Consider the following 25,506-nt stretch of genomic DNA (forward strand, 5'->3'; position numbering starts at 1 on the left):
AGATGAGAATAGACCGGTCAAATTATGAAAGTTATTTCGTCGACTATATCGATGGCAACCTGCCTGCCGATCTGGTTGATGAATTTCTGGATTTTCTGGAGAACAACCCGGATTTGGCCGCAGAGTTGAAAGCCGTCGGAGACATCAAACTGGAAGCAGAAACAGTAATTTTTGCAAGCAAGGAACAACTTCTCAAATCAGAATCCAATATTAACGATAGCTTCGACTATCGCGCCGTCGCTTTCCTGGAAGGCGATTTCAGCGCTGAAAAAAAACAACAATTTGAATCTGAAGTAGAAGACGATTCGGAAAAATTGAAAAGCCTGCACCTGTTGAAAAAGATGCACTTGCAAGCCGATTTGTCCGTCCAATTTCCTGACAAAGAGAAACTGCTTCGAAAAAAAAGAACGCCAATATACCTGTGGGCGACCCGCGTGGCTGCACTGTTGCTGTTATTCTTCTCGGTTTGGGCCTTGGTTCCCCGCAAACAGGTAAACAATCCGCAAAACCAGGTAGCAGAACAACAGATCGACCAAAGCCAGAAAAGCGAAAAAATAGAATTGCCGAAGGATGTGGCGACTGAAAACACCGTTGAGAGCCAGATGGCACAAACACTTCCGGCAACCGAGGAAAAGACAGAGCAGCAAATTAGTCCGAAAAAGACAGTCGCTATTCAACCTCAACTGAAAACAGAACCACAGAGCACCGGACTCGTTGCAACACGCGATCAGGTGCCGGATAAAATGCAGCCGCTAACAGCCCATTTGGACATGAACAGCATGGCCGTATCATCCATTCATATGCCAAGTCAAACTGCCTTTGTGCCCAGAGAAAGCTTGAGTGTAGACGAATTTTTGGCTTACAAGCTGATTGATGCCCCAAAGGGAGAATCATTCACCTTCAACAACCTGGCAAATGCTGGTTTAAAAGCCGCTCAAAACATTTCCAACGATCGCCTCGCAGTGGAACGCAATAACAAAGGCAAGGTTGAAGAAATCAAATTTGAAAGCCGCCTTATCGCCTTTTCAATTCCTTTCAAAAAAAATCGCTAGCCCTGTAACAAACCCCGACAACCATCCGTCATAGGGCAGAATGAAAACAGAAACAAACAAATTTTGACCTATGAAAAAGTTTATTTTACTATTTACCATCGTTCTCGTCGCTGCTCAAATTCAGGCTCAGGATACCACCAGCGTAAAGGTGTTGAAGAAAAACATCGTCACCGTTAATGAAGAGCCCAATAAAACGGAAGTGAGCATCATGAACGACAAAATCAACATCCAGGATAACAATTTCAGTGACACCACCACCATCCGCGTTGGCCGACGAAACATTGAAATCATCGAAGGCGGGTCAAAAACCTACGTGAACATGACCAAAGCTATCGACAGCGACGATAACGAATGCACCTGGAGACGTTACAAAAAGAAATTCAACGGGCACTGGTCGGGTTTTGAAATTGGTGTGAACGGCTTTTACGACACCAATTACAGCATGTACGACGATCCAACCAACGAATTTATGGACCTGAACCAATCGGCTTCGCTCGAAGTAAATCTCAACTTTGTAGAGTACAACATTACCTTGGTTCCGCAGCGTTTGGGTATCGTGTCCGGCTTTGGGTTGCAGTACAACAACTACAAATTCGACAACCCGGTGACCATTGACAAAGGCGACGACGGCATCATTGAATGGCTTCCGGTTGACGATTCAAACTTCAAAAAATCGAAGTTGACCGTCTCGTACCTGACCTTGCCGATTATGCTCGAATGGCAAATTCCGGTGAACGACCACTCAAACTATTTCTTCATCAGCGGTGGTATGGTTGGCGGCCTCAACCTGGGATCGCATACCAAAATCAAAGCCAACAGCAGCAAGTCAAAAGACAAAGGAAGCTTCAACATCAACCCGTTCAAGTATTCGGTGATTGGCCGTATCGGTTTGCGCGACTTCTCGGTTTACGCGACCTACAGCTTGTCAGACCTGTTTAAAGATAACAAAGGCCCGGAACTGACACCATTCACCATTGGTATCTGCCTGGTAAACTTCTAAGCCTTCTCAAAGCCAAAATAAAGAAAGACCTGCCGAAAGCGGGTCTTTTTCGTTTGAATGCTTTAACTTGCCTGCTCGAGGCGGAGGGAAACTGCTTGAAAAATGAAATTGATGGTTACTTTTGTCAGAACGCTTGAATTACCTAATCCAATGATCTTGAAAAAAGTCTTTCTACTTCTGATTATCTCTTTGCTGACCGCTAAATTGGGTACAATCCAGGCACAGGACAGCCTGCTGCAGGAAACCGATTCCCTTTCGAACGACTCGGTCAATACCACTTTGATCATTGATGTTACACCCAAAGATGGGTTTAATTTTTGGGAAGAACGTTTCAAAGGAAACTGGGCCGGCGTGTTTATCGCGGTCAACGGTTTCGCCCAACCCGATTATTCCATGTATGCTGAAATGGACGACGGCTTTATGGAACCGGAAATCTGGCGTTCAAATTGTTTAAGTATTAACCTCATTCAGGCTTCATTGGGTCTGCAGCGTAACCGAAATTTCATCGGTTTGGTTACCGGCTTGGGTGCCGACTTCCAATCGTATCGGCTGGATAAAAACTACAGCCTCGAAAAAGGAACGGACAGGGTTGAACCGGTTCAACTGGCTTACGAGGACAACCTGAAATCGAAGTTTTCATCGATATATCTGAGCGCTCCGGTACTCCTGGAATTTCAGATCCCGATGGGGCAATACTCCAACCGCATGTATTTCTCGGCAGGTGTCATCACTAGTGTAAGACTGGAAACGCACACCAAGGTGAAATACCGGGTCGATAACAAACGGCAAAAGCTGAAAGAACCGGGTGACTTCTATTTGCGCGATATTCGCTTTGCCGGAACGGTTCGACTGGGTTACCGTTGGATTAACCTGTTTGCCACCTACGACCTTCAGCCACTGTTTAAAGACGGCAAGGGACCCGAACTTTACCCGTTCTCTGTAGGTGTCGCTCTCATCACTTTTTAGAAATACTGACTAATTTTCTGTTCACTTCGCGCCAAAAGTTTTATTTTAGCTCAGAACTGAAAACACGAAAAAATGAAACTTTTACTGAGTAGCAATTCGACCATGCCCGGCGAAGAATACCTGGGTTTTCCAAGTCCATATATCAAAACATTTTTAGGCGAAAAACCCGTCAAAGCGCTGTTTATCCCCTATGCTGCAGTCACTTTCAGCTTCGACGAATACGAGCAAAAAGTGAACGAAGCTTTTCAACGTGGAGGACACAGCGTGGTAAGTATTCACCATTTCGACAACCCGGCGAAAGCGATTGAAGAAGCCGAAGCCATCGTTGTTGGCGGTGGAAATACCTGGCAGCTGGTGCGCATGCTCCACGATCAGAACCTGATGATGGCAATCCGCCGGAATGTGCAAAGCGGAACACCTTACATTGGCTGGAGTGCCGGCTCAAATGTGGCCTGCCCTACCCTGCGTACGACCAACGACATGCCGATCATCGACCCGACTAGCTTCAATACAACCGGTTTGGTGCCGTTCCAAATCAACCCGCACTACATGGATGCCAATCCGGACGGTCATGCCGGGGAAACCCGTGAACAACGCATCAACGAGTTCATCGAAATAAACCCGCTGACTTTTGTTGTGGGGCTACGCGAAGGTACCTTGCTAAAATTGGAAAATGAAAAACTGGAGCTGATCGGAAACCGCTCCGCCCGCATCTTCATCCAAGGTTTGGATGCTTACGAGCTGAATCCCGGCGACGACTTTAATTTCCTGTTGAAATAGATTGCAATCAAATCATAAAAAGACCTCGAAAATTGGTTCGGGGTCTTTACTTTAAAAACCATAAAAGTCGACCAACTGTTATTGCAGTTACAATCAAAGTGCTAATTTTGAGTATGGCTATCGACATTCAAAATAAAAAACTCGAATTGATTCAATGGTTGTCAACCTTGGAGGATAAAGCAATGATTGAAAAAATCATGGCCTTGAGGGATAGTGAACGAGAGGATTGGTGGAATAAAATTTCCGTATGCGAGCGGGAATCCCTGGAAAAAGGAATTGAAGATGCCGATCAGGGAAAATTAAGTTCACACGCTCAAGCTCGCAAACTCTATGGAAAGTGGTTATAAAATTCAGTGGACTGATCACGCACTATCCGAATTGAAGCAACATTTCGATTACCTTGAAGCTAATTGGACGAAAAAGGAACTGAAGAATTTCGCCCGAGAATTAGAGCATATCCTGGAGCTGATCTCCAAAAACCCGGCTATTTTTCAGGCCAGCCAACACCACAAAAATATCAGAAGAGCGGTCGTTTACAAACATTACTCGCTTTACTACCGAACAAAGGGAAAAACGATCCAAATTCTATCCTTATTCGGAAATCGGCAGAATCCTGCTGATAAAAAAGTCTAAATTAATCGTCTGCAACCGACCAGCATGCGTCATTAATCGTCCTCAAACCGGACTGCTGTTACTTTTCCAATCCATGAAAAACCTAGCTGCAGTAGACTGGATTTCGAGATACATTTTTTGAAAGCTGATCCTCGCAGAGACGCGAAGTCGTAGTAATGCTTGATTTGTATTAAATAAAGTTCGGAGACAACCCGACAACGCTCATGACAACAACGACAACATTGAATTACCCTTTGATGGAGCGAACCGGATACCAGGCGGCAAAGAAGCCAATCGTTAAAACAATCAGCACGGTTGCGAGCACATCGAAAAGCTCGAGCTTCACGGGGTAGGCTGAAATGGCAAATGCGCCACTTCCGGGCAGTTTTAAGAGCTCGAAACGGGTTTGTGCCCACACCAGTCCAATTCCGGCAAAAACGCCGATAATAGCGCCCGAAATCGAGATCAGCCAGCCTTCGAATAAAAAGATGCGGCGAATGAGCGTTTGATTACCGCCCATGCTTTCCAAAATATAGATATCGTCTTTCTTATCGAGAATAATCATCGTTAGCGAGCCCAGCAGGTTAAACGAGGCGATAATCAGGATAAAGCTCAGGATTAAAAAGCTCGTCCACTTTTCCGATTTCATCACCCGGTACAGAAACTCGTGTTGCTCGTAGCGATCCTGCACTTTGTAGCCAGGCCCCAGCAATTCCTTGACTTTTTTCTGCAGTTCGGCAACTTCAACTCCCGGTTTTAATTTCAGTTCCAGCGAACTAACACGACCATCGAGGTCGAAGATTTCGCGGGCAAATTGAATCGGCACCAAAATGTATTGGCCATCAATTTCCTGCTGCACCGAGAACACACCGGTCGGAAACAAGTAGTCGTGGTTAAACGCGTTTTGCGGTACCAAAGCCGCTTTCGCATCACGTTTCGGATAGTAGACATGAATCGGCGTTACGAAATTGAGTCCGACACCCAGATCGACTGCCACGCCCTGACCAATGACGGTAAACATGCGGTTATCGTAATTCAGCAGAAACCTGCCGTCAATCACCATGGAATCCAGGCCCGAGAATTCGGCATAACCTTCCTCAACGCCTTTCACAATGCCGTACTTCTGGCGGTCGTCGTACTGCAGCAGGGCGTTATCTTCCACCACCTGCATAAACGAAGCAACTCCCTCGGTTTGCATCAGTTCCTTAATTTCGGGACTGTCGAGTGCAAAACTTTTGCCCTCGGTTGCGGTCACTTTCAAATCAGGATCGAAGCTCGAAAGCATTCCCTGGATGAAATCGTCGATGCCATTGAAAGCTGAAAGAACCACAATGAGCGCCATCGTGCCAACCGCCACACCAACGACCGAGAGGGCCGAGATGAGGTTGATCACATTCACCGATTTCTTCGAAACCAGGTAACGACGCGCTATGTGGAACGCCAGTCTCAATTATTTAAAAGCTTTGACGATTAACCCGGTTCCGCTGGCATGCGTTCCCTTCACATCGAAATAATTCAGCACGGCTGACACAGGGAAAGCAATAATGTAGTAGAAAGGCAGCAAAATGAAAAACAGCTTGCTGACTCCCAGTAACTGGATCGGGTATTTCATCGACAGGCGCCAGCTGATTTTGCCGGGGCAACCGTACGAATAACGAGCCTCAACACGAGTGAAACCAACCGATTTCAATTTATCTTCAATCTCCTGGATGTTGTAACCATCGCGCACGTGCTCGTCAATGAAGCCCTGCACGCCACCTTCTTCGTGATCGTGGTCGTGCACATCCGATCCGCCCTGATCCGACGGTGTGGAAATCAGCACTACCCCACCCGGTTTCAGCGAGTGGTAAAAGTTTTTGAAAACCTGCACATCTTCCTCGATATGTTCCATCACATCGATCGACAAAACCAGGTTGAAAGCTTCCGGCTTCACAAATTTGGTCAGGTCGGCTTCTTCAAAGCGAACGCGATCGGACTGGTTGATTTGCGCAAAGAAGCGGTTGCAATCGGCAATCTGTTCTTCTTTCACATCAACTGCCAGGATGTTCGATTTGGCAAACAGGCGGCTCATGCGGTAGGTGTACTGCCCAAAGCCAGAGCCGGCATCCAGGATGGAGCAGTCGGCCGACAGGGGTAAATTCTTCAGTTCCTTGCGCACATGCCAGGCCCGCAGCAGCAACAAATCGAGCAGGCGGTAAAACAGTTTTCTCAGGGCCGGAGTTTGATTAAAAACTTTCCCCAGCGAGCGTTTAATGGGATCGTATTGCATGGTTGAGTAAGAGTTCCAAGTCTCAAGTTTCAAGTTCCAAGTTGCGCATTGGGCAACCGAGACTGTCAACTGCGACTTAATTTACGATTTCAGGAGGTTATCCAGGTTGTCAATGTAATCCAGGCTGTCGTCGATATAGAACTCCAGCTCGGGAATTACGCGGATTTGCTTACCCACTTTGCGACCCAGCATATACCGGATTTTGGGGTTCACGATCCGAATTTCCTTCAGCACTTCGCGGATTCCTTCCGTTGGGAAAATACTCAGGTAAGCACGCGCCAAACCTAAATCGGGGGTCACGCGAACCACGGTCACACTAATCATTTTTCCCATGAACATGGTGCGGGCTTCGCGTTGAAAAATCTCCGCCAACTCCTTTTGCAGCAGGCGACTTATCTTTTGTTGTCTTGTCGATTCCATTTTTATGTCAAAATTGTCCGCGCCAAAGTTAATCAAAAATACCGGACGGTCTGATTTGATTTGACTTCGGGTGTAAAGAATGCTTGTGCCCGTATCCCGCTCACGGCCTCAACCTCCGAGAATAAGCATTCTGCCCGATGGAACAACTTTGCTGACACGTGGAACCATAGATATTCTCGAAGGCAGCAAATATATTCTATAGAGAATTACTATGATTCCAAAGGGAATGATCGTTCTGCCACATGGAATAATGATCCTGCCATGTGGAATCATAGCTATTCCAAACAGCAGCGGAGCAATTCCATCGGGAATAGTCATCATTCCAAACGGAATAGTCTTGCTGCGCTCTGAAATTAGATGCGTGCCGGAGCTCTGACTTCTCCTGCCGACGGGGTTTTCGACTATTTTTTAAAGAAAAAAAAGCCACTCCCCGAAATCAGTTTCGACGAATGGCTCTTTGTAAAAATATTTGGTTGACATTCCGTCAATCCGACAATTCAGTTCTTTTGCAATTCTTCGGTACAAGCGGCGATATAATCTACGTCACCAGCAGTCCAGGAAACCGTTAACCACAGAAGTAACGATTTTCCGCTATTATCACCATGGCCGCTGATTGTATACTGCAAACCGTTATACACAACTGCTTGCTCTGAAATAGATATTACGTCTTCCGAAATCGTCCCATGGATCGCGGCTCCTTTAATACCATCGATGACTATTTCTCCTTCCACATCGCTTTCGCTAATTACTCTTAAAACTGATTCAGAATCAAAATACATGTCATCTCCATAGGAAACTATCATATTATTCTGTCCAGAATAAGAACCTACAATCTTTTCTAAGTCAGAAGTCGGTTCATTTTCAACACTTTCTTTTGAACACGAATTCAGCAAAACGCTGAAAATAAAAACAAAACCAAGTATCTTTTTCATGTTTAGGGGTGATTAAAAGGTTAACAAAACAAATTTAAACGAAAAAAACACCCCGATTCATATTTACATAAAATATTTTTCAAATCAATAAATTCTTTAATACTGGGATCAGGATCTTCCTTTAAACACGACTCATTTTCAATAAAAAAGCCCCTCGCCAGATTGCTTGAACGAGGGGCTTGGTAAACGTATACCGTTTAACTGAACTTTCAATTTATTTCGGAAGCGGGTAGCCTTTCAGCGCGGCCAGGTTTTCCGCGATTTCGTGTTCCGGGTATTCGTAATCCGACAGCGCGCCCGACATGTACTTGTCGTAGCCCACCAGGTCCATCAAACCATGGCCCGAGAAGTTGAACAGGATCACTTTCTCTTTGCCTTCTTCCTTCGCCTTTTTGGCTTCGCGAATAGTAGCGGCAATGGCGTGGGTCGTTTCCGGAGCAGGAATAATGCCTTCGGTTTTCGCAAACAGCAAGCCCGCCTCGAAACACTCACTTTGGTGAATAGCCTGGGCTTCCATCAGGCCGTCGCGCAGGGCACCACTTACCAGCGGAGCCATACCGTGGTAGCGCAAGCCACCGGCATGAATCGGCGCCGGGATGAAGTTATGTCCCAAGCTGTGCATGGCCAGTAGCGGTGTCATTTGGGCCACATCGCCGTGGTCGTAAATGAAAGGAGCTTTGGTCAGCGTTGGGCAACTGAACGGCTCGGCACCAATGATCTGAATGTCGGCACCGTTGATTTTATCGTACATGAACGGGAACGACAAACCGGCAAAGTTGGAACCACCACCGCAGCAGCCGATCACCACATCCGGTTTTTTGATGCCCACTTTGGCCAGCTGTTTCTTGGCTTCCAAACCGATGATGGTTTGGTGCAGCATCACGTGGTTCAACACCGATCCCAGTGCATAGCGCGTTTCTCCTTTGGGGTCGGTCACGGCAGCCTCAACAGCTTCGGAAATAGCAATCCCCAACGATCCCGGGGTATCCGGGTATTTGGCCAAAATATCGCGACCAGCCTGTGTTTCCATGCTCGGACTGGCGACGCAGGTTCCGCCCCAGGTTTGCATCATCATTTTGCGGAAAGGCTTTTGGTCGAAGCTGACGCGTACCATGTACACTTTACAGTCGATGCCGCCAATCAGTGCACAGGCAAACGACAGGGCCGATCCCCATTGTCCGGCACCGGTTTCAGTAGTCAGGTGCTTAATGCCAAACTGCTTGTTGTACCAGGCCTGTGCAATCGCCGTGTTGGGCTTGTGACTTCCGGCCGGCGAAACACCTTCGTTCTTGTAGTAGATTTTAGCGGGCGTTCCCAGCGCTTCTTCCAGCTCGTAAGCACGAATCAGCGGGCTTGGGCGCCAGCGAAACAAGATCTGACGGATTTCTTCGGGAATATCAATCCAGCGTTCCTGGCTCACTTCCTGCTCAATCAGGTTCATCGGGAACACTGGCGCCAACATTTCAGGCGTCACCGGCACTCCACCGGGCCCCAGCGGCGGGTTCAACGCTGTTGGGAGGTCGGGCGCCAGGTTATACCATTGTTTGGGCATGTCGGCTTCATCCAAAAAAATCTTCTTCTGTCTTGTCATAATTGTATGGTTAAAAGGTTTTTAATAAACGCAAAAAGGGACTTGCCGCATAAACAGCAAATCCCTTCTCTCCGCCTTCAACCGGAAATCAGAACGGCATCCCGCACTTCATTTTTCACGTTGCGCCATGCTTGTTCGGTTCCGTATAAGGGCGATTGGTACATTCTCTTTTTTTGATTTTGGGTTTTAAATCTAGCGAATATTTTGCGAAATGACGAGCGGAAATGCAGGGAAAATCGGCGGTATTATTGCTTTTTCTCCTCAAGGAATGAAGGTCATTGATTGTCATTCCTTGTCATTGGTCATTCTTTGAAAAATCCCAATGTCGTTGGGCATGTCGTCCGAAAATCCAATAATCCGACATCCGACAATCCAATCTTCAAAATAAAATTTTGTGTTTCAAGGAATCAGGTTAATTTTGCTGATCGAATTGAATCAGCGAGCTGAAATTGATTCGACAAGAACCGTTGATGAAGGCTGTCCTGCAAGCTTGAAATGAGAAACCGTCGAATTTCAAATTGAAAGAAATCTGTGGTATAACCCCTCCAAACCTCCCCTAAAGGTGAGGCTTACAGTCCCCTTCAGGGGATTTAGGGGTCAATTGCTTGAGAAGAACTTACAACTGCCAAATTCTGACTGCACTCTTTGCACTTTTCAGAAGGCGTCTTTGGCAACGGGAATTTTTAATCTCTATCATTGCACAAAATGAGTAAACCAATTGTAGTTAGCGGCATCAGGCCAACCGGGAACCTGCACCTGGGAAACTATTTCGGCGCGGTACGCAGCTTTTTGAAAATGCAGGAAGAGTACAATTGCTATTTTTTCATTGCCGACATACATTCACTGACCACGCACCCAACACCTGAGAACCTGCAAGCAGGGGTAAAACAGGTCTTGGCTGAATACCTGGCCTGCGGAATTGATCCGGAGAAAGCCACAATTTTCATCCAGAGCGATGTGCCGGAAATTACCGAACTGTACACGTTCCTGAACATGAACGCCTACCTGGGCGAGCTGGAGCGAACCACTTCGTTTAAGGAAAAAGCCCGCAAAAATCCGGAAAACGTAAACGCCGGTTTGCTGACTTACCCGGTTTTGATGGCTTCGGATATCATCATCCACAAAGCGGAATTTGTGCCGGTTGGAAAAGACCAGGAACAAAACCTGGAAATGGCCCGTAAATTTGCCGGTCGTTTCAACCGCATGTACAACTCTGAAGTATTCCCGATTCCACGTCCGTTTACCTTCGATGGTGGCGACATGGTGAAAATTCCGGGACTGGATGGCAGCGGAAAAATGGGTAAATCGGAAGGCAACGCCATTGCCCTTGTAGAAGATCCGAAATCGATCCGTAAAAAGGTGATGCGCGCCGTGACCGACGCCGGCCCGACTGAGCCGAACTCACCGAAACCGGAACCAATTCAGAACCTGTTCACCCTGATGAACATCATGACAGATCCGGCCATTGTGAAACAATTTGACGAGGCTTACAAAGACTGCAGTATCCGTTACGGTGATCTGAAAAAGCAGCTGGCCGAGGATATCGTGACCTTTACAACGCCAATTCGCGAACGTATCAACGAAATCCTGGCTGATGAAGCTTACCTGGCCAAAGTGGCTAAAATGGGCGCTGAAAAAGCCCGTGAATCGGCTCAGGCAACCTTGAAAGAGGTGAAAGCACTGATCGGTTTCAAAAAACTGTTTTAAACGACGACTTCCAGAGAAGACGAGATAAAAAGAAAGCCGGCAAATGCCGGCTTTTCTTATTGTTTGAGAGTCGCTACAATGGTCTCCTTCTTAGGAGTAATGCTAAATACCGGAGCTTTCGTTCGCAGGATCACTTCCGACGCCAGCTTTCCGATGTAGTTGAAATCGAAAATGTTTTCCTGGTGCGTCATGATCAAGGTCAGATCCGGATTGGTTTCGTCGATAAATTCGGGAATCAGATCGTGCAGTTTCCTGCCCGCCTCCTCGCGTAACAGCGTCGCTTCGGTCTCAATCCCCTCTTCTTCCAGTCGATACCGAACGCCTTTTATCTTTTTATAAATCATACTGTCTTCTTCTTCGATGTTCGCTTTCAAAGCCGAAACAACATGCACTTTCGAGCCAAATACTTTTGCCAGTCGAATGGCCCAGGCAACCTTGTGCTTGTGGGGTTGAAAAATGTCAACCGGAACCATGATTGTTTTGATGTTGAACGGTTTGTCGTCGCCATCGTAAGTCAATACCGGGCAAAGCGCTTCCCCTACAATCAGTTTTATCCCATTGGCCCAGGCCGATTGCAACTTCGGCGATTGTTCCAGTTTCTTATTCAACACAACCAGGTCGTACCGGAAGTGATTCAGCATCCGGACGATGCATTTGGTCAGCGAACCGGAACGAACCTTCAGGCGAACATAGGACGGAAGTTTCCCGTCAAAATGTTTCGCGATGAAAGCTTTCAAAGCTTTGCGGTGTTCCAGCAAATTCGATTGTTTCCGGATTGGGCGAAACCAGTCGGTAATCACCGATTCCTCGGGAACAACATATAACAAGGTAATTTTCGTTTCAAATTTTTCGTGGATTTCCTGTGCACGTCGGATCGCACTCGCGCCCTGATCGTCCAGCGTTATCGGCACTAAAACCCGGTGTACTGTCGTCTTAATCATACTCAATGTAATTTGAATGTTTCAAGTTTCTGTTTAATGGCCCGTTTGGCACGGACAGCCATGAAATGCAAAATCCGAACCATTTTCGTGTAAAATGGACAATTACCCGCTGAAAGCCGCAGTTGCTTAGGAATCATTTACAATAATTCACACTCTTTAAGGAAAATCGGGGTCAACCTGCTAATTTTCAGGCGATGGAAACAATTTTCATCCGAATTTGCGGTTATATCACCGGAAGGAAATTTAAAATCAATCCGGGATCGAAATCTGAAAATACCGAGCTGTAAAACAGCATTTTATTGATCAGTATCGAACGGAATTATTGGATTTTAATTACTTTTAGCATATGCGCAAAAGGGGAAAAACGGGTATTCTGACTAAGCTCAACCTAACACTTCTATGCTGGTTGTCGGCTGTGGCTGTTTCCAATAGCCAGGATGTTTCCTTTTCGCAATATTACAGCAATCCACTTTATTTGAATCCCGCTTTTGCAGGTACCATTGGCGCGCCTCGCGTGGCACTGCAATACCGCGATCAATGGCAGCACATGGACGGTGCCTACACCTCGTACAGTGCCGCTTTCGATGCACCTGTAAAAAAGCTGCAAGGTGGTTTGGGAATCTACCTGTTGAATGATGCGCAGGCCAGCCAAATGTTGAATTCATTCCAAGTGAATGCGGCTTATTCGGTTAGAGTACAGTTAAACGAAGACTACTTTTTTCACGGGGGCATCCAAATTGGTTATGCCGAAAATACGCTGAAAACCAACCAGCTCGTTTTTGCCGACAACCTGGAAAACAACAACGGTATTCCGGGTACATCAGCCGAAGTATTTACCGATCCTAAGTTCTCCTACCTCGACTATTCATTCGGACTTTTGGTTTACAACAAACGTGTGTTTGGCGGCCTGGCTATTCATCACCTCACCGAGCCCGATTTGACTTTTTCAGAAGAAAGTACTTCAGAAAGTAAACTGCCCCGAAAATACAGCCTGCATGCAGGTGCCCGTTTACCGGTTTTCCGCCACGGCCATTTGCGCAAAAAGTTCGATGTTTCGCCGCAAATCATCTTTCAAAAACAGGGCGTGTCGGATCAAATCAACTACGGTATGTTTGCCACCAAACACGGCTTTACCGGTGGTGCCTGGTTTCGCCAAAACTTTGGCCTGCGCTACGATGCCGTAATTTTGCTGGTCGGTTACACCACGCCCTGGGTGCAGTTCACCTACAGTTACGACTGGACAGTTTCGGGACTGGCCGGACAAACCGGTGGCACTAGTGAGATCTCCTTGTCATTTGTATTGAATAAGCGGCGTGATCCGGGTCGTTTGCCCTTTTTTGTTCCGTACGAGGAACGTTTCGGTGGAGAGTAAGACCTATCTGATCAGTAGAATTTGCCCGGACTGGCGGTGCTCCTGCCCGTCGATATCGCTGTAAGTTGCCATCCAGATGTAGTTGCTCATTGGCGCCTCTTTTCCACTTTTATCAAAGCCTTCCCAAGGATTGGCAGTCGAGCTGGTTTCAAAAACAACCTGTCCCCAACGGTCGTAAATCTGCAGAATGAAGTTGGTTCCGTTCAGTCCCAAACCGGTTGGCATGAATACGCGGTTTTCGGGAATGTTGCTATCAGGCCGGAAGGCATTCGGCGCATAAATCTGGTCCATCACAACCTGTATCAGCATCGATGTCGAATCGGAACATCCTGCGTCCATACTGGCAATTAAAGTTGCACGGTAGGTGCCCAAATCTGTGTAGGTATGATCCGTTTCGAACAAATCAGAGCGTTCGCCGTCACCAAATATCCAGCTGAAAGAATCGGCGTAATTCGAATTATTGTAGAAAGTAACAGTAGCATCCTGTAGCGGCACCTGCTGACGATCGACCTCAAAAGCAGCCACAGGTAACGGAACAACTTCCAGGTAATTGTACTTTGTCAGCGTGTCTACACATCCGGTGGAGGTAGAAGAAGCGATTAAACGCACATCGTGCAAGCCGGCATCGGTGATCGTAAAATCAACCGTTTGCCCAAATCCTGAATTTCCGGCAGCGAACCACTCGTAAGACAATGAAGAATCATCTGAACTAGCCGTAAGCTGCGTATTCAGTTGACCGCAAGCAGTTGTATCGCTGGCTTCAAAATCGAGCGAGAATAGGGGTAAAAACTGCAATTCGAGCGTATCGCCACTCACGCAGTTATCTTTCGTTGTCAATATGTAATAAAGTTCATAAACACCATAATCAGGCGCCGTAACCGTAGCTTGCAAGTCGGTCGAATTACCAATTGTAAGTCCATTGGACAACCACTCGAAACCGCCTGGAGCAGTGTTCCACAACGAATCAGGATAACCCGCAAAATCGACCGTGACATTCGCTTCCAAGTCGCCACAGGCAATCTCCTCAACCTGCAAATTCACCGGCGGATTGCCGAAAACAATCACATCGGCTGTATCCGTCGACTGGCAGCCATACTGATCGGTAACAGTCAGCACATACAGTGCCGTTGAATCGACCGTCAGGCTTGAAGTGGTGCCCAAGGTCTTTCCATCCAGAGTTTCCCAGAGATAGCTAATACCTGTTTGATCGGATGTCACGGTAGCCGTCAATTCAACCGCAGCCGGAGCACAGGCGTAATAGTTTTTAGGATCAATTGTAAATTCAGGCCCGGGGGTAAAGCGGAGCTGCAGTGTATCGCCACTTATACAGCCGTCCTTCGTTGTTAAGGTATAATAGATTTCATAAACGCCGTAAGTGGTAGCCGATGCAATCGCCATAGAATCTGATTCATCACTAAAAGAAACTGCAGGGTCATTCGAACTCCATTCGAAACCACCCGGAGCAGTGGTCCACAGCGAATCCGGGTAGGTCCCCAAATCTGCCGTAACGGTTGTTTGCAAATCACCGCAAACCAAACTATCTGCATGAATCGTGACGGGTGGTCGGCCGAAAATAATCACATCGGCGGTATCGGTAGCAACACAGCCAAAGAGATCATGCACGGTGACCCGATAAAGCGCCGTAGAATCAACGTACAAGCTCTGATCGAAGCCCAAACTATCCCCTTCCATACTTTGCCAAAGAAACGACGAACCAGTGGTTGCATCGGCCTGCAAAGTTACCTGGCTTGGAAAGCAATCGTAAAACTGGTCGGGAGTGATGGTCAGCTGCGGATTGCTGTACAACACGTAAACAGAATCCTCCAACGCAGGACAATCGCTCACGGTCGTTGTAATTTTGTACAATCCCTCTTCGGTTACCCGAATAACCTGTGAAGTCTCCCCCGTCGACCAGGTGTAGGTATCGAAATACGGCCCCGGATCGAGCGTCAGCGTATCACCCTCACAAAGAAGCAAGGTATCGCCGTCAAAGTCGATGCTTTCACCCAAATCCAGCACAATATTCAGGTTAAAACCAACCGGATAACCATAGGACTCCTTATCGCCCTGACCGTAAACGTAAGCCAAAAATCCCTGGTTCGGATCCGTGTTTACCAGCGTATGAGAACCACTGCTGCTCAGCAATATTTGGGTGTAGGAATAATCCGTTCCGGCAAAAGGAGTCGCACTAACCGGGTTTCCATCCAGGCGCAAATTGGCGACCTGATCGGTCAAACTAACAATGTTGACGTGGTAGGTAGATATACTTGCAGATTCGTAGGCCACGAAAGTCACGTTATTTTTTGATTGATCCGTTGAGCTCAAAACAATCATCGATGGATCGCCATGAGGTTTCGAAATTTCATCGAAAGGATTATCTATCGACTGCGATTGGCTAAACTGAGCAACCAAAATTGGCTTATCTGCCAAAATGCGTGAAGGCTCACTTTCTTTCAAAATAATCTCTGCAAATTCACCTTTATCCAATTGATAAGTTTGTCCCAGCGCATCCACATAAACAGAGGTTCCATCCTGGTTGGCCAAGATCCGGTATCGATCAGCATTCCGTCCCATCATAGGAACCGCATAGTATTCTTTTCCCCAGGAATAGAGTGGTGGCATTTGCTCGTAAAGATGATCGTATCCACTGGCATTCGCCAAATTCGGAACCGTGGTCGCAAAATTACCGGCATATACAGCAATATTTTTGTCTGCAGAAATATAACTCCCGGTCAAATCTCCCTGACCAGCTAAATTCTCCTGATTTGCCGACTGCACCTGGTAGGTTTGCCCCTTGTTTAAGGTGACCGTGAACGCTGTGCCGGCAGGCTTCAACCCTGTTGTCACTTTCGACGGTGTTATCGTCACCAGTGTATTGTCTTCCGTAGCCACAATCAAAAATTCGCTGTTTCGGCCGTTGTACCCCGTGACGATCGTACCATTGACATTGGCAGAATAAGTGGCATAATGCGGTTCGTAACACATGGCAAAATATTGTTTCCCGATAGATTCCAACGGGTAAATGACCGCTGCATCCGACGACTTGTAGTCGCTGTTCATCGCATAAACATTCACCGGATCATTAGCAACCAGATAAATACCTTTGTTTTCAGGTGTTTCTGAGCCAATTACTTCGTTTGCATTCCAGGGAATAGTAACGGCTTGAGGAATATTACTGGTAATCGAATAGCTTGCGATCGGGTTGGTTCCGCCTTCCGTGTAAATAGAAAAGCTGGTGTTGTAAGCAGAAGTTACGGTAATAGTCAGATCGTGCCCATAAGGATTATCATGACGCCCTTCCATAAATCCAAACCAAAATTCGGTGCCCTCGGTTGAACGCTGGCACACATCGTGATCTGCCTTCATTTGAAACGGACAAAGCGAAAATAGAATAAGCGCAAATAAGAGTTTCTTCACAGTGGTACAAGATTCTGCTTTAAAACTAACGAAAATCCGCGCAAAACATTTTACAAGCCATTTAATTTTAAAAACATAGGATCGGAGAAAGAGCGAGATATCTTTACGACTTACCGCTGAAGTAACGACGGAAAAGCACCTTCTTCAGATCGCGGAAGATGATTTGATGAGCGATAATTTCAACATGATTGTAGAAAGGAAACTCTGCCTGTGTGCGATCGATGTCGCGTTGGCTGATGTCTACCTGGTATAGAATCGACATGAGCAGATCGGCATTCGAGTTCATCAGGTGATCAATTTGCCCAACCAGTTGCCGATGCAGCTTGTCGTAAGCATCCTCGATCGATCCCGAATACTCAATCTCCACACCAAACATCCCAAAATCCTTCATAATCTGGGCAATGGTGTCCAAAATAATTTCCTCGCGATCGAGGTACGAACGAACATTATTGGAATGAATATCGGGCAGATTCTCCATGGTTGTTGATTTTCCCGGCAAGGTACGGATTTTTGAAAAGAAACCGTTGCCAAACAGCTTAACAAGGCTTAACAGAACATAAACATCCTTTAACTAACAATAAACGTTTCGCCCCGTTAAAAAGAACAGAAATCAGACACAAACTTTTAAATCAAAAATACCATGCTCGAACAAATTAAAATCTTCGAAAATAATGTATTAGCCATCGAAGTGATTGACAGTTTCACCGAAACAGACGAAAAAATATGCCAGAAATTTTTCAACGAAAAGCTGGAAAAAGGCTTTCAACAGGTGAATGTTTTGGTCAAACTCGACGAGATGAAGATCAGTCACATTCAAACCAAAGCGTTCATGGAGGACATTATTTGGGCTTTGAGAAACTACAAAAGTATCGGTCACATGGCCATTGTTGCACACTCGAAAATACTGAAGGCTTTTGTTCCGATCGACAACCTGTTGTTCCAGCGCGCCAAAGAAGGCCGTTTAGAGCGTTATTTCGACGTTTCGCAAATGAACGAAGCCATGGCCTTTGTCAACTCGGTTGATTAAATATAGCACCTTCCTGTAAACTTCGGGGGCGATAATTGTTATTCAGTTATTGCCCCCGAATCATTTAAACCCCCAGGACGATGAATAAAGGACGATTGGAAGCTTTCAGCGATGGCGTTTTGGCCATTATCATCACAATCATGGTGCTCGAAATTAAAGTCCCGCACGGACACGATTTGAAGGATCTAAAACCACTAATCCCGATCTTCCTGAGCTACCTGCTCAGTTTCATCTACATCGGAATCTACTGGAACAATCATCATCACATGTTACACACCGCCAAACAAGTTCGCGGCGATGTGCTTTGGGCCAACCTGCACCTGCTGTTTTGGCTGTCTCTGATTCCTTTTGTGACCGGCTGGATGGGAGAAAACCATTTTCAGGCAATGCCCATGGCGCTATACGGTATTGTATTGCTGATGGCTGCCCTCGCCTACTTCCTGCTGCAACGGCGTATCATCGTCTCCCAAGGAGAAAATTCCATTCTCAAAAAGGCAGTTGGCAAGGATATCAAAGGCAAAATTTCGCCTATCATTTACCTGATTTCCATCGCAGCCAGCTTCTTATCGGGTTGGCTGGCCGGTGGCGGATATGTGCTGGTCGCATTGATTTGGCTGATACCCGATAAACGAATCGAGCGAATTCTGAAAGAGACCAAAGACTGAGCCAGCGGAAAAAGAAAAATCCGGAACAGATGCCCCGGATTTCTTCTATGGTTTGAATTGAATTTCTATTAAAATACAGCCTCAACAATTTTGCGGGCATTGTCCGACATACCCATGGTATACAAGTGCAAACTGGGTACTTTATTTGCCACTAACTCTTTTGACTGCTGAATAGCCCATTCGGTACCCACCAATTTGGCATCGGCATTATTCTTACATTTTTTCAGTTCATTTACCAGGTCTTGTGGCATATCGATGCTGAAAATCTTCGGCAGGATCGTCAGGTGATTCAAGTTGCTGATCGGCTTAATGCCCGGAATAACCGGTACATTGATTCCAGCCTCGCGGCACTTCTTCACAAAGTCGAAATACACCTGGTTATCGAAAAACATCTGTGTGACAATATACTCGGCACCGGCATCAACTTTTTGTTTCAGATAAGCCAAATCCGTGTCGAAGTTTGGCGCTTCGAAGTGTTTCTCCGGGTAGCCAGCCACTCCGATACAGAACTCCAGCGGCGTGCTGTTTTTCAGATCCGGATCGAGGTATTTGCCCTTGCCCAGATCAACAATCTGCTTCACCAGTTCGTCGGCATTGCCGTGTCCGTTCGGATCGGGGCGAAACACGCTGTCCGACTTCAGACCATCACCACGCAAAGCCAACACATTCTCAATACCCATGAAATGCAAATCAATCAGCACGTGTTCGGTCTCACTTTTGGTGAAGCCACCGCACAAAATATGCGGCACTACCGGGATTCCGAATTTGTGTTGAATAGCCGCCGCAATGGCCACCGTTCCGGGGCGCTTGCGTACCACCTGCTTCACAATGGTGCCATCCGGCATTTCCTTGTAAATCATCTCATCGCGGTGAGTCGTAATGTTGATGTACTTCGGATTGTAATCGATTAAACTTTCAATAGTTCGGTAAATGTTGCTCGCGTCGTTTCCTTTCAACGGCGGAAGCAACTCGAATGAGAATACCGTTTTATCGCTTTGATTGATGATATCTATAACTTTCATTTTCCGGGCCTTTTTGTCTGTTCTCCGTTTATTTGAATATGTTTTCGATCTTCTTCTGTGTCTTCTGGCTCTGACGTTGCATTTCTTTTTCAACCGAGTTATTGAAATGGAAAATCATGTCGAGTATGAACATGAAAATCATTCCTAACACAAAAAACAGAATTCTTTTAAATGGCATATTACTACGTTTTTAGTTCTTTGTTTGGTAACGTTTGGGGTGTTTTAGTTCGATATTAAATTCCTTTGTAATTGATATTTACCGGAAGGAATTGCTCCACCAGATCCACTGCTACCCCTTTTCGTTTAGCGTAATCTTCAACCTGATCTTTACTGATTTTCTCCAGGCTGAAGTAGCGAGATTCCGGATGTGCAAAGTACTGGCCACAAACCGCAGCTGTTGGGTACATTGCATAGTGCTCGGTTAGTTTGATGCCGATTTTCTCGGCTCCCAACAGGTTGAACAGGTTTTCTTTTTCCTGGTGTTCCGGACAAGCCGGATAGCCCAACGCCGGGCGAATTCCCTGGTAACGAACTTTCAAAATATCGTCCCAGCTGAGGTTTTCATCGGGGGCATAAGCCCAGTATTCCCGACGCACCTTCTCGTGCAGCAGCTCAGCAAAAGCTTCTGCCAGGCGGTCGGCCAGCGCCTCAAGCATAATGGCTTTATAATCGTCGTGGTCGGCTTTGTATTGCTCCAACCATTGCTCGATTCCAATACCCGCAGTTACGGCAAATCCACCGCAATAGTCCGTTCTACCGCTCTCTTTCGGTGCAACGAAGTCTGACAGACAGAAGTTTGGGATACCTTCTTTCTTCTTCTCTTGCTGACGCAGATGGTAGAAACGTCCCAGCTCCGTTTTGCAGCTTTCGTCCTCAAACAACACGATATCATCGCCTTCCGCTTGTGCCGGCCAAAGCGAGTAAACGCCGTTCGCCTGCAACATTTTCTTCTCAATGATTTCGTCGAGCATGATCTGGGCATCTTCATACACTTTGCGTGCCTGTTCACCCTGAACTTCGTCGTCCAGGATTTCGGGGAAGCGACCTTTCAGCTCCCACACAAAGAAGAAGAAGTTCCAGTCGATGTATTTGCGTAGCTCCTCGAGCGGGAAGTCGATGAGCTCGAACACCCCGGTTTGCTTCGGTTTATAGATTACATCGGCGCTCCAGTCAGGTGTGAATTTATTGGCACGGGCTTCCTCCAGCGTCAGGTATTCCTTCTGCTTTTTCTGCCCGTGGAATTCGCGAATCTGCGCGTATTCATCCCTCACCGACTGCATGTATTCTTCGTTTTTAGCCAGCAAATTGGCCACCACATTCACCGTACGGCTGGCATCTTTCACATGCACCACCGGATGCGAATATTGCGGGGCAATTTTCACGGCTGTATGTATTTTCGAGGTTGTGGCACCACCAATCAACAGTGGCAAGCTAAAGCCCTGGCGCTCCATTTCGGCAGCAACATTCACCATGATTTCCAGCGATGGCGTAATCAAACCACTAAGGCCGATCATATCCACCTTTTCCTTGATAGCTGTTTCCAGGATCTTCTCGGTTGGCACCATCACCCCCAGGTCGATCACCTCGTAGTTGTTACAGCCCAGCACCACGCCCACAATGTTTTTACCAATGTCGTGCACATCGCCTTTCACGGTTGCCATCAGCACCCTTTTCTGGTTGCTTTGCTGATCCTTGAATTTCGCTTTATCGGCTTCGATGAATGGCAGCAAGTGGGCCACCGCTTTTTTCATTACACGAGCAGATTTGATGACCTGTGGCAGGAACATTTTACCCGATCCAAACAGGTCGCCCACCACGTTCATGCCGTCCATCAGCGGACCTTCAATGATATTCAGCGTTGGGCTGTATGATGGAATAATCTCGTCCAAATCCTGCTCCACAAAATCCGGAATACCTTTTACCAAGGCGTGTTCCAGACGCTTTTCTGCGGGCAGTTCCCGCCATTCGTCTTTCTTCACGACTTTGCCCTCATCAGCCTTCAATGTTTGGGCAAAATCCAGCAAACGTTCGGTGGCGTCCGGGCGGCGGTTCATCACCAAATCTTCAATGTATTCGAGTAAATCCTTCGGAATTTCATCGTAAATCTGCAGCATCCCCGGGTTCACAATACCCATGTCCAGCCCCGCTTTGATGGCGTGGAACAGGAACACCGAGTGAATGGCCTCGCGCACCAGATTGTTTCCGCGGAACGAGAAGGACACGTTACTCACCCCACCACTTGTTTTGGCATGCGGCAGGTTTTGTTTGATCCAGCGCACCGCGTCGATGAAGTCCACAGCGTAGTTGTTGTGTTCTTCCATACCGGTTCCGATGGTCAGAATATTCGGGTCGAAGATGATGTCCTCGGCCGGGAAATTCAGCTTTTCGGTCAGTAACTTGTAGGCGCGTGTACAAATCTCCACGCGGCGCTCGAAGTTATCGGCCTGACCTTTTTCATCGAAGGCCATCACCACCACGGCAGCACCGTAGAGTTTGATTTTATGGGCGTGTTCGAGGAACTGCTCCTCGCCTTCTTTCAAGCTAATCGAGTTTACAATGGCTTTCCCCTGCAGGCACTTCAAACCGGCTTCAATCACCGTCCATTTGGAGCTGTCCACCATCACCGGCAACTTGGCAATGTCCGGTTCAGCCATCAGCAGGTTCAGGAATGTCACCATTTCCTTTTCGGCATCGAGCATGGCATCGTCCAAATTCACGTCGATCACCTGTGCGCCGTTCTCTACCTGATCACGGGCTACAGCCAATGCCTCTTCGTATTTTTGTTCCCGAATCAGGCGCGCAAACTTGATGGAACCCGACACATTACAGCGTTCACCAATATTCACAAAATTGGTTTCGGGCGTGATGGTCACCGGCTCCAGTCCGCTGAAACGGGTTAACTCGTCGTTCTTTTGTTTCACGTGTGGCTCGGCAGCAGCCGCCACTCCGGCAAATTTCCGGATGTGATCGGGCGTAGTTCCGCAGCAACCGCCAATGATGTTTACAAAGTGGTTATCCAGGAAATCTTTCACCTGGGTAGCCATTTCTTCGGGCGTTTCGTCGTACTCGCCAAACTGGTTTGGCAAGCCCGCATTCGGGTACGCGCTGATGTAGAAAGGCGCTTTTTTCGACATTTCTTCCAGGTACGGACGCATGTCTTTCGCACCGAGCGAGCAGTTCAAACCAATACTCAGCAGGTCGATGTGGCGCACCGAGTTCAGGAATGCCTCCACGGTTTGTCCCGACAGTGTTCGTCCGCTGGCATCGGTAATTGTTCCCGACACCATCACCGGCAGGTGCAGGTCACGTTCTTCCAGTTCTTCCTCAATGGCAAACAAGGCCGCTTTGGCGTTCAGCGTGTCGAAGATGGTTTCCACCAGCAGCAAATCCACGCCGCCATCCAGCAAGCCTTTTACCTGCTCGCGGTACGATTCCTTCACCAAATCGAAGGTCGTAGCGCGGTAACCCGGGTCGTTCACATCGGGCGACAGCGAGAGTGTTTTATTGGTTGGTCCCAACGCACCGGCTACGTAACGCGGTTTATCGGGATTTTTAGCCGTGTATTCGTCGGCGACTTCGCGGGCAATGATGGCCGATTGCAAGTTGATTTGGTACACCCATTTTTCGGTGTGATAATCGGCTTGCGAAATGCTGGTCGCGTTGAAGGTATTGGTTTCGATAATATCGGAACCGGCATCGAGGAACTGGCTGTGAATGGTCTTGATGATGTCCGGACGGGTAATCGACAGCAAGTCGTTGTTTCCGAACAGCTCATTGGTCAATTCAGCAAATTCAGGCGTTCTGAAATCGGCTTCCGTCAGCTTGTACTTTTGGATCATGGTTCCCATGGCTCCGTCGAGCACCAGCACGCGGTGTTTCAGTTCCTCACGTATGTCTTTTTTTTGTGTCATCTTAAAAAATCAGTTTCAATTCGTTATCGCCATGCACGGCAATTTGGTCTTCCACAATAAAAACGGCTGCCAACACTTCGGGCACCAGTTTCAAATGCTTCAGCACTTTGTCCAGGTCGTCGACCTTTTTCACCCGGTTGCCCACGCCAACGGCAAATGCACTGGCATCGGCCCCGCTTTGAGCCATAACCATCACGGCATCAGCTTTGGTGTGATTGATCGGGTGGCCCTTGGTTCCCAAGCCGGTACCAATACCAACCGGGGTTTGTTCGGGCAGCACTTCGAGGCCCATCAGGCCCGAATCTTCCAAATCGTCGGCAAAAATACTCACAATCAGCGAATCTCGAAGCTTTAAATACAAATCTCCGCTATTTTCCAGGATCAATTCGTTGATTTCGAACTTTTCGAGCAGGGCCTGACCGATGCGTTCGTTCAGCAAACCGCTCTTTGCGGCCAGCGGCCCGGTTGCTGCCTGTGCCGACGATTCAGCCAGCTTCCGGATATTATCGGGAGCCTCTTCCGACACCGGACAAGGCTTTAAACTCTTCCGAAAAAGCGGATCAGTTTCCACGTAAGCCCGCAGCTCATCGATCGTTTCCTTTAAGGTCACGAATACTTCAGCCTCCATTTCGGGCCGAAAAGACTCCGGGTCAACCCCAACCCAAACATCGGCGTCGAGATATTCTACAACAAACGACTGAAAACGCTCCTTTGGGAAGCAGTTTCGATATGTTCTCGGTTCAAATAACATAACCTGATCAATTCATTTTTAAAAGAAAATAAAACCCGTTGATTGAACGGTATTTTTAGCCTTTGGTTTAAAAAATAAGGAAAGTTTTGCGGGCCATTCATAGCCCTGAAAGTCAAACACACGCGCCAATCAGCGCATACAACTATTCGCATAGTGGCGATAGCTTAACAGGAAAAGCGATAAAACAGTTGTACGTCGTGTCTTCATACTTCAAATAAGTTTCAGGTAAGGAGTTGTCACCCACAAAATACCTGATTGATAATAATTGCTGACAAATGTAACTGCAAAAGGCTGAAATTTCAAATTAGCGACCGACCTGAATCAAAGAATTAACGAACACCGCCCTATTTTCCAAAAGCGCAACAAAATTAGAGCTGTTGAAATGGCACCTCTCGCACCAACCGCTTTGATCCGATGGCACCATTTTTGAAACATCTGTACCTTTGTTCAAACTAAAATAGGTCAATCAACGTTCTAGTTGCCGGATATTTTAGATGACAAAGCTCTCGTGTATGTGATCAAAAGCTCGTTTAAAATGCCTTTTGATTATATTACAATCAATTAAATAAAAACAGATAACCATGAAAAAGAGAATTTTATTTATCGCACTGGTATTAATTTCGGGAAGTATTTTCGCACAAGGCTCAGCTCCGCTATCAAAAGGAGAACAGCAATTGAATTTTGGTCTTGGCGCCAGCGATCACGGATTGCCGGTTTACATCGGGGCCGATTTTGCTTTTCACAACGACTGGACTGCCGGACCGGTATTGAAGCTCATTCTTGATGATGACACTAAATTTGCAGCTCTCGGACGTGTTGATTATCACTGGAATCGCCTTTTGGATATCCCTTCAAACTGGGACTTTTACCTGGGTGCAAACGTCGGAGTTTTAAGCAACAACGGTGCTGATCTGAACCTCGGACTTCAACTTGGCGGACGCTACTACTGGAGCAATCGTTGGGGTGTTAACCTGGAAGTTGGCGGTGGTACCGGATTCGACACTTCGCTGGGATTGACCATGAAATTCTAATCGCGAAAAAATATAAAAATGAAGGCCGGGAAAACCGGCC

At 47.1% G+C, this 25,506-nt stretch carries 23 protein-coding genes; 11 read left to right on the forward strand and 12 right to left on the reverse strand.

Going from position 1 to position 25,506, the window contains the following annotated elements:
• Positions 1 to 2: 2 nt before the first annotated feature.
• The 6 genes from BC643_RS12850 to BC643_RS12875 all read left to right on the forward strand — a co-directional run bounded on the left by BC643_RS12850 (position 3) and on the right by BC643_RS12875 (position 4,431).
• Positions 3 to 1,052: a hypothetical protein gene (locus BC643_RS12850; RefSeq protein WP_120273468.1), complete on the forward strand. Its 1,050-nt coding sequence runs from the start codon at positions 3 to 5 to the stop codon at positions 1,050 to 1,052.
• A gap of 70 nt (positions 1,053 to 1,122) precedes the next feature.
• Complete coding sequence (locus BC643_RS12855) at positions 1,123 to 2,052, forward strand: porin family protein (RefSeq protein ID WP_120273469.1); 930 nt, start codon at positions 1,123 to 1,125, stop codon at positions 2,050 to 2,052.
• Positions 2,053 to 2,154: 102 nt separating this feature from the next.
• Positions 2,155 to 3,018 (forward strand): outer membrane beta-barrel protein, encoded by an 864-nt coding sequence (locus BC643_RS12860; protein WP_120273470.1) that lies wholly within the window; start codon positions 2,155 to 2,157, stop codon positions 3,016 to 3,018.
• A gap of 72 nt (positions 3,019 to 3,090) precedes the next feature.
• Positions 3,091 to 3,798 (forward strand): dipeptidase PepE, encoded by a 708-nt coding sequence (pepE, locus tag BC643_RS12865; RefSeq protein ID WP_120273471.1) that lies wholly within the window; start codon positions 3,091 to 3,093, stop codon positions 3,796 to 3,798.
• 113 nt (positions 3,799 to 3,911) lie between these two features.
• Positions 3,912 to 4,145, forward strand: a complete 234-nt coding sequence (locus tag BC643_RS12870; protein ID WP_120273472.1) for a hypothetical protein — start codon at positions 3,912 to 3,914, stop codon at positions 4,143 to 4,145.
• Complete coding sequence (locus tag BC643_RS12875; protein ID WP_120273473.1) at positions 4,129 to 4,431, forward strand: type II toxin-antitoxin system RelE/ParE family toxin; 303 nt, start codon at positions 4,129 to 4,131, stop codon at positions 4,429 to 4,431. The genes BC643_RS12870 and BC643_RS12875 overlap by 17 nt, the downstream gene beginning before the upstream one ends.
• Before the next feature lie 226 nt (positions 4,432 to 4,657).
• On the opposite strand, the gene BC643_RS12880 is transcribed toward BC643_RS12875, so the two are convergent.
• The 5 genes from BC643_RS12880 to BC643_RS12900 form a co-directional block, all read right to left on the reverse strand.
• Entirely contained in the window at positions 4,658 to 5,860 is a 1,203-nt protein-coding gene (locus BC643_RS12880) for an ABC transporter permease (RefSeq protein ID WP_120273474.1), read from the reverse strand.
• On the reverse strand, positions 5,861 to 6,679 hold the full coding sequence (locus BC643_RS12885) for a class I SAM-dependent methyltransferase (protein ID WP_120273475.1): 819 nt from the start codon (positions 6,677 to 6,679) through the stop codon (positions 5,861 to 5,863).
• 81 nt (positions 6,680 to 6,760) lie between these two features.
• A complete protein-coding gene (gene rbfA / locus BC643_RS12890; protein ID WP_120273476.1) occupies positions 6,761 to 7,099 on the reverse strand; it encodes a 30S ribosome-binding factor RbfA in 339 nt (112 codons plus the stop codon).
• Positions 7,100 to 7,596: 497 nt separating this feature from the next.
• Positions 7,597 to 8,031, reverse strand: coding sequence for a hypothetical protein (locus BC643_RS12895; protein WP_120273477.1), 435 nt, complete (start codon positions 8,029 to 8,031; stop codon positions 7,597 to 7,599).
• A 214-nt stretch (positions 8,032 to 8,245) separates the two neighbouring features.
• Positions 8,246 to 9,622, reverse strand: coding sequence for a TrpB-like pyridoxal phosphate-dependent enzyme (locus tag BC643_RS12900; RefSeq protein WP_120273478.1), 1,377 nt, complete (start codon positions 9,620 to 9,622; stop codon positions 8,246 to 8,248).
• 705 nt (positions 9,623 to 10,327) lie between these two features.
• On the opposite strand from BC643_RS12900, the gene trpS reads away from it, so the two are divergent.
• Positions 10,328 to 11,329: a tryptophan--tRNA ligase gene (trpS, locus tag BC643_RS12905; protein ID WP_120273479.1), complete on the forward strand. Its 1,002-nt coding sequence runs from the start codon at positions 10,328 to 10,330 to the stop codon at positions 11,327 to 11,329.
• Between the two features lie 56 nt (positions 11,330 to 11,385).
• Here the strand turns inward: trpS and BC643_RS12910 are convergent, their stop codons facing one another.
• Entirely contained in the window at positions 11,386 to 12,270 is an 885-nt protein-coding gene (locus BC643_RS12910; RefSeq protein ID WP_120273480.1) for a universal stress protein, read from the reverse strand.
• A gap of 346 nt (positions 12,271 to 12,616) precedes the next feature.
• Between BC643_RS12910 and BC643_RS12915 the strand changes: the two genes are divergently transcribed.
• Complete coding sequence (locus tag BC643_RS12915) at positions 12,617 to 13,642, forward strand: PorP/SprF family type IX secretion system membrane protein (protein ID WP_120273481.1); 1,026 nt, start codon at positions 12,617 to 12,619, stop codon at positions 13,640 to 13,642.
• 3 nt (positions 13,643 to 13,645) lie between these two features.
• On the opposite strand, the gene BC643_RS12920 is transcribed toward BC643_RS12915, so the two are convergent.
• Both BC643_RS12920 and BC643_RS12925 read right to left on the reverse strand, forming a co-directional pair.
• Entirely contained in the window at positions 13,646 to 17,059 is a 3,414-nt protein-coding gene (locus BC643_RS12920) for a PKD domain-containing protein (protein WP_147377221.1), read from the reverse strand.
• Positions 17,060 to 17,162: 103 nt separating this feature from the next.
• Positions 17,163 to 17,537: a hypothetical protein gene (locus BC643_RS12925; RefSeq protein WP_120273483.1), complete on the reverse strand. Its 375-nt coding sequence runs from the start codon at positions 17,535 to 17,537 to the stop codon at positions 17,163 to 17,165.
• Between the two features lie 162 nt (positions 17,538 to 17,699).
• Between BC643_RS12925 and BC643_RS12930 the strand changes: the two genes are divergently transcribed.
• Together BC643_RS12930 and BC643_RS12935 are read left to right on the forward strand one after the other, a co-directional pair.
• Positions 17,700 to 18,086: a SpoIIAA family protein gene (locus BC643_RS12930; RefSeq protein WP_120273484.1), complete on the forward strand. Its 387-nt coding sequence runs from the start codon at positions 17,700 to 17,702 to the stop codon at positions 18,084 to 18,086.
• A gap of 80 nt (positions 18,087 to 18,166) precedes the next feature.
• Positions 18,167 to 18,751: a TMEM175 family protein gene (locus BC643_RS12935; RefSeq protein ID WP_120273485.1), complete on the forward strand. Its 585-nt coding sequence runs from the start codon at positions 18,167 to 18,169 to the stop codon at positions 18,749 to 18,751.
• A 68-nt stretch (positions 18,752 to 18,819) separates the two neighbouring features.
• Here BC643_RS12935 and metF read toward each other — a convergent pair whose 3' ends face one another.
• Genes metF through BC643_RS12950 form a run of 4 tightly spaced genes read right to left on the reverse strand, consistent with a single transcriptional unit; the run spans position 18,820 to position 24,435 of the window.
• Positions 18,820 to 19,773 carry a methylenetetrahydrofolate reductase [NAD(P)H] gene (gene metF / locus BC643_RS12940; protein ID WP_120273486.1) on the reverse strand — a complete coding sequence of 318 codons (954 nt, stop codon included), beginning with the start codon at positions 19,771 to 19,773 and terminating at the stop codon, positions 18,820 to 18,822.
• Positions 19,774 to 19,801: 28 nt separating this feature from the next.
• The gene (locus BC643_RS23395) at positions 19,802 to 19,951 is read right to left on the reverse strand and encodes a hypothetical protein (protein WP_170154540.1); all 150 of its coding nucleotides are present in this window, start codon (positions 19,949 to 19,951) and stop codon (positions 19,802 to 19,804) included.
• Positions 19,952 to 20,006: 55 nt separating this feature from the next.
• The gene (gene metH / locus BC643_RS12945; RefSeq protein WP_120273487.1) at positions 20,007 to 23,684 is read right to left on the reverse strand and encodes a methionine synthase; all 3,678 of its coding nucleotides are present in this window, start codon (positions 23,682 to 23,684) and stop codon (positions 20,007 to 20,009) included.
• A 1-nt stretch (position 23,685) separates the two neighbouring features.
• The gene (locus BC643_RS12950; protein WP_120273488.1) at positions 23,686 to 24,435 is read right to left on the reverse strand and encodes a UPF0280 family protein; all 750 of its coding nucleotides are present in this window, start codon (positions 24,433 to 24,435) and stop codon (positions 23,686 to 23,688) included.
• A gap of 581 nt (positions 24,436 to 25,016) precedes the next feature.
• Here BC643_RS12950 and BC643_RS12955 point away from each other — a divergent pair.
• Positions 25,017 to 25,466 (forward strand): hypothetical protein, encoded by a 450-nt coding sequence (locus tag BC643_RS12955; protein WP_120273489.1) that lies wholly within the window; start codon positions 25,017 to 25,019, stop codon positions 25,464 to 25,466.
• Positions 25,467 to 25,506: the final 40 nt, after the last annotated feature.

Origin of the sequence: Mangrovibacterium diazotrophicum, assembly GCF_003610535.1 — a bacterium.
In the GTDB taxonomy this organism is placed as follows: domain Bacteria; phylum Bacteroidota; class Bacteroidia; order Bacteroidales; family Prolixibacteraceae; genus Mangrovibacterium; species Mangrovibacterium diazotrophicum.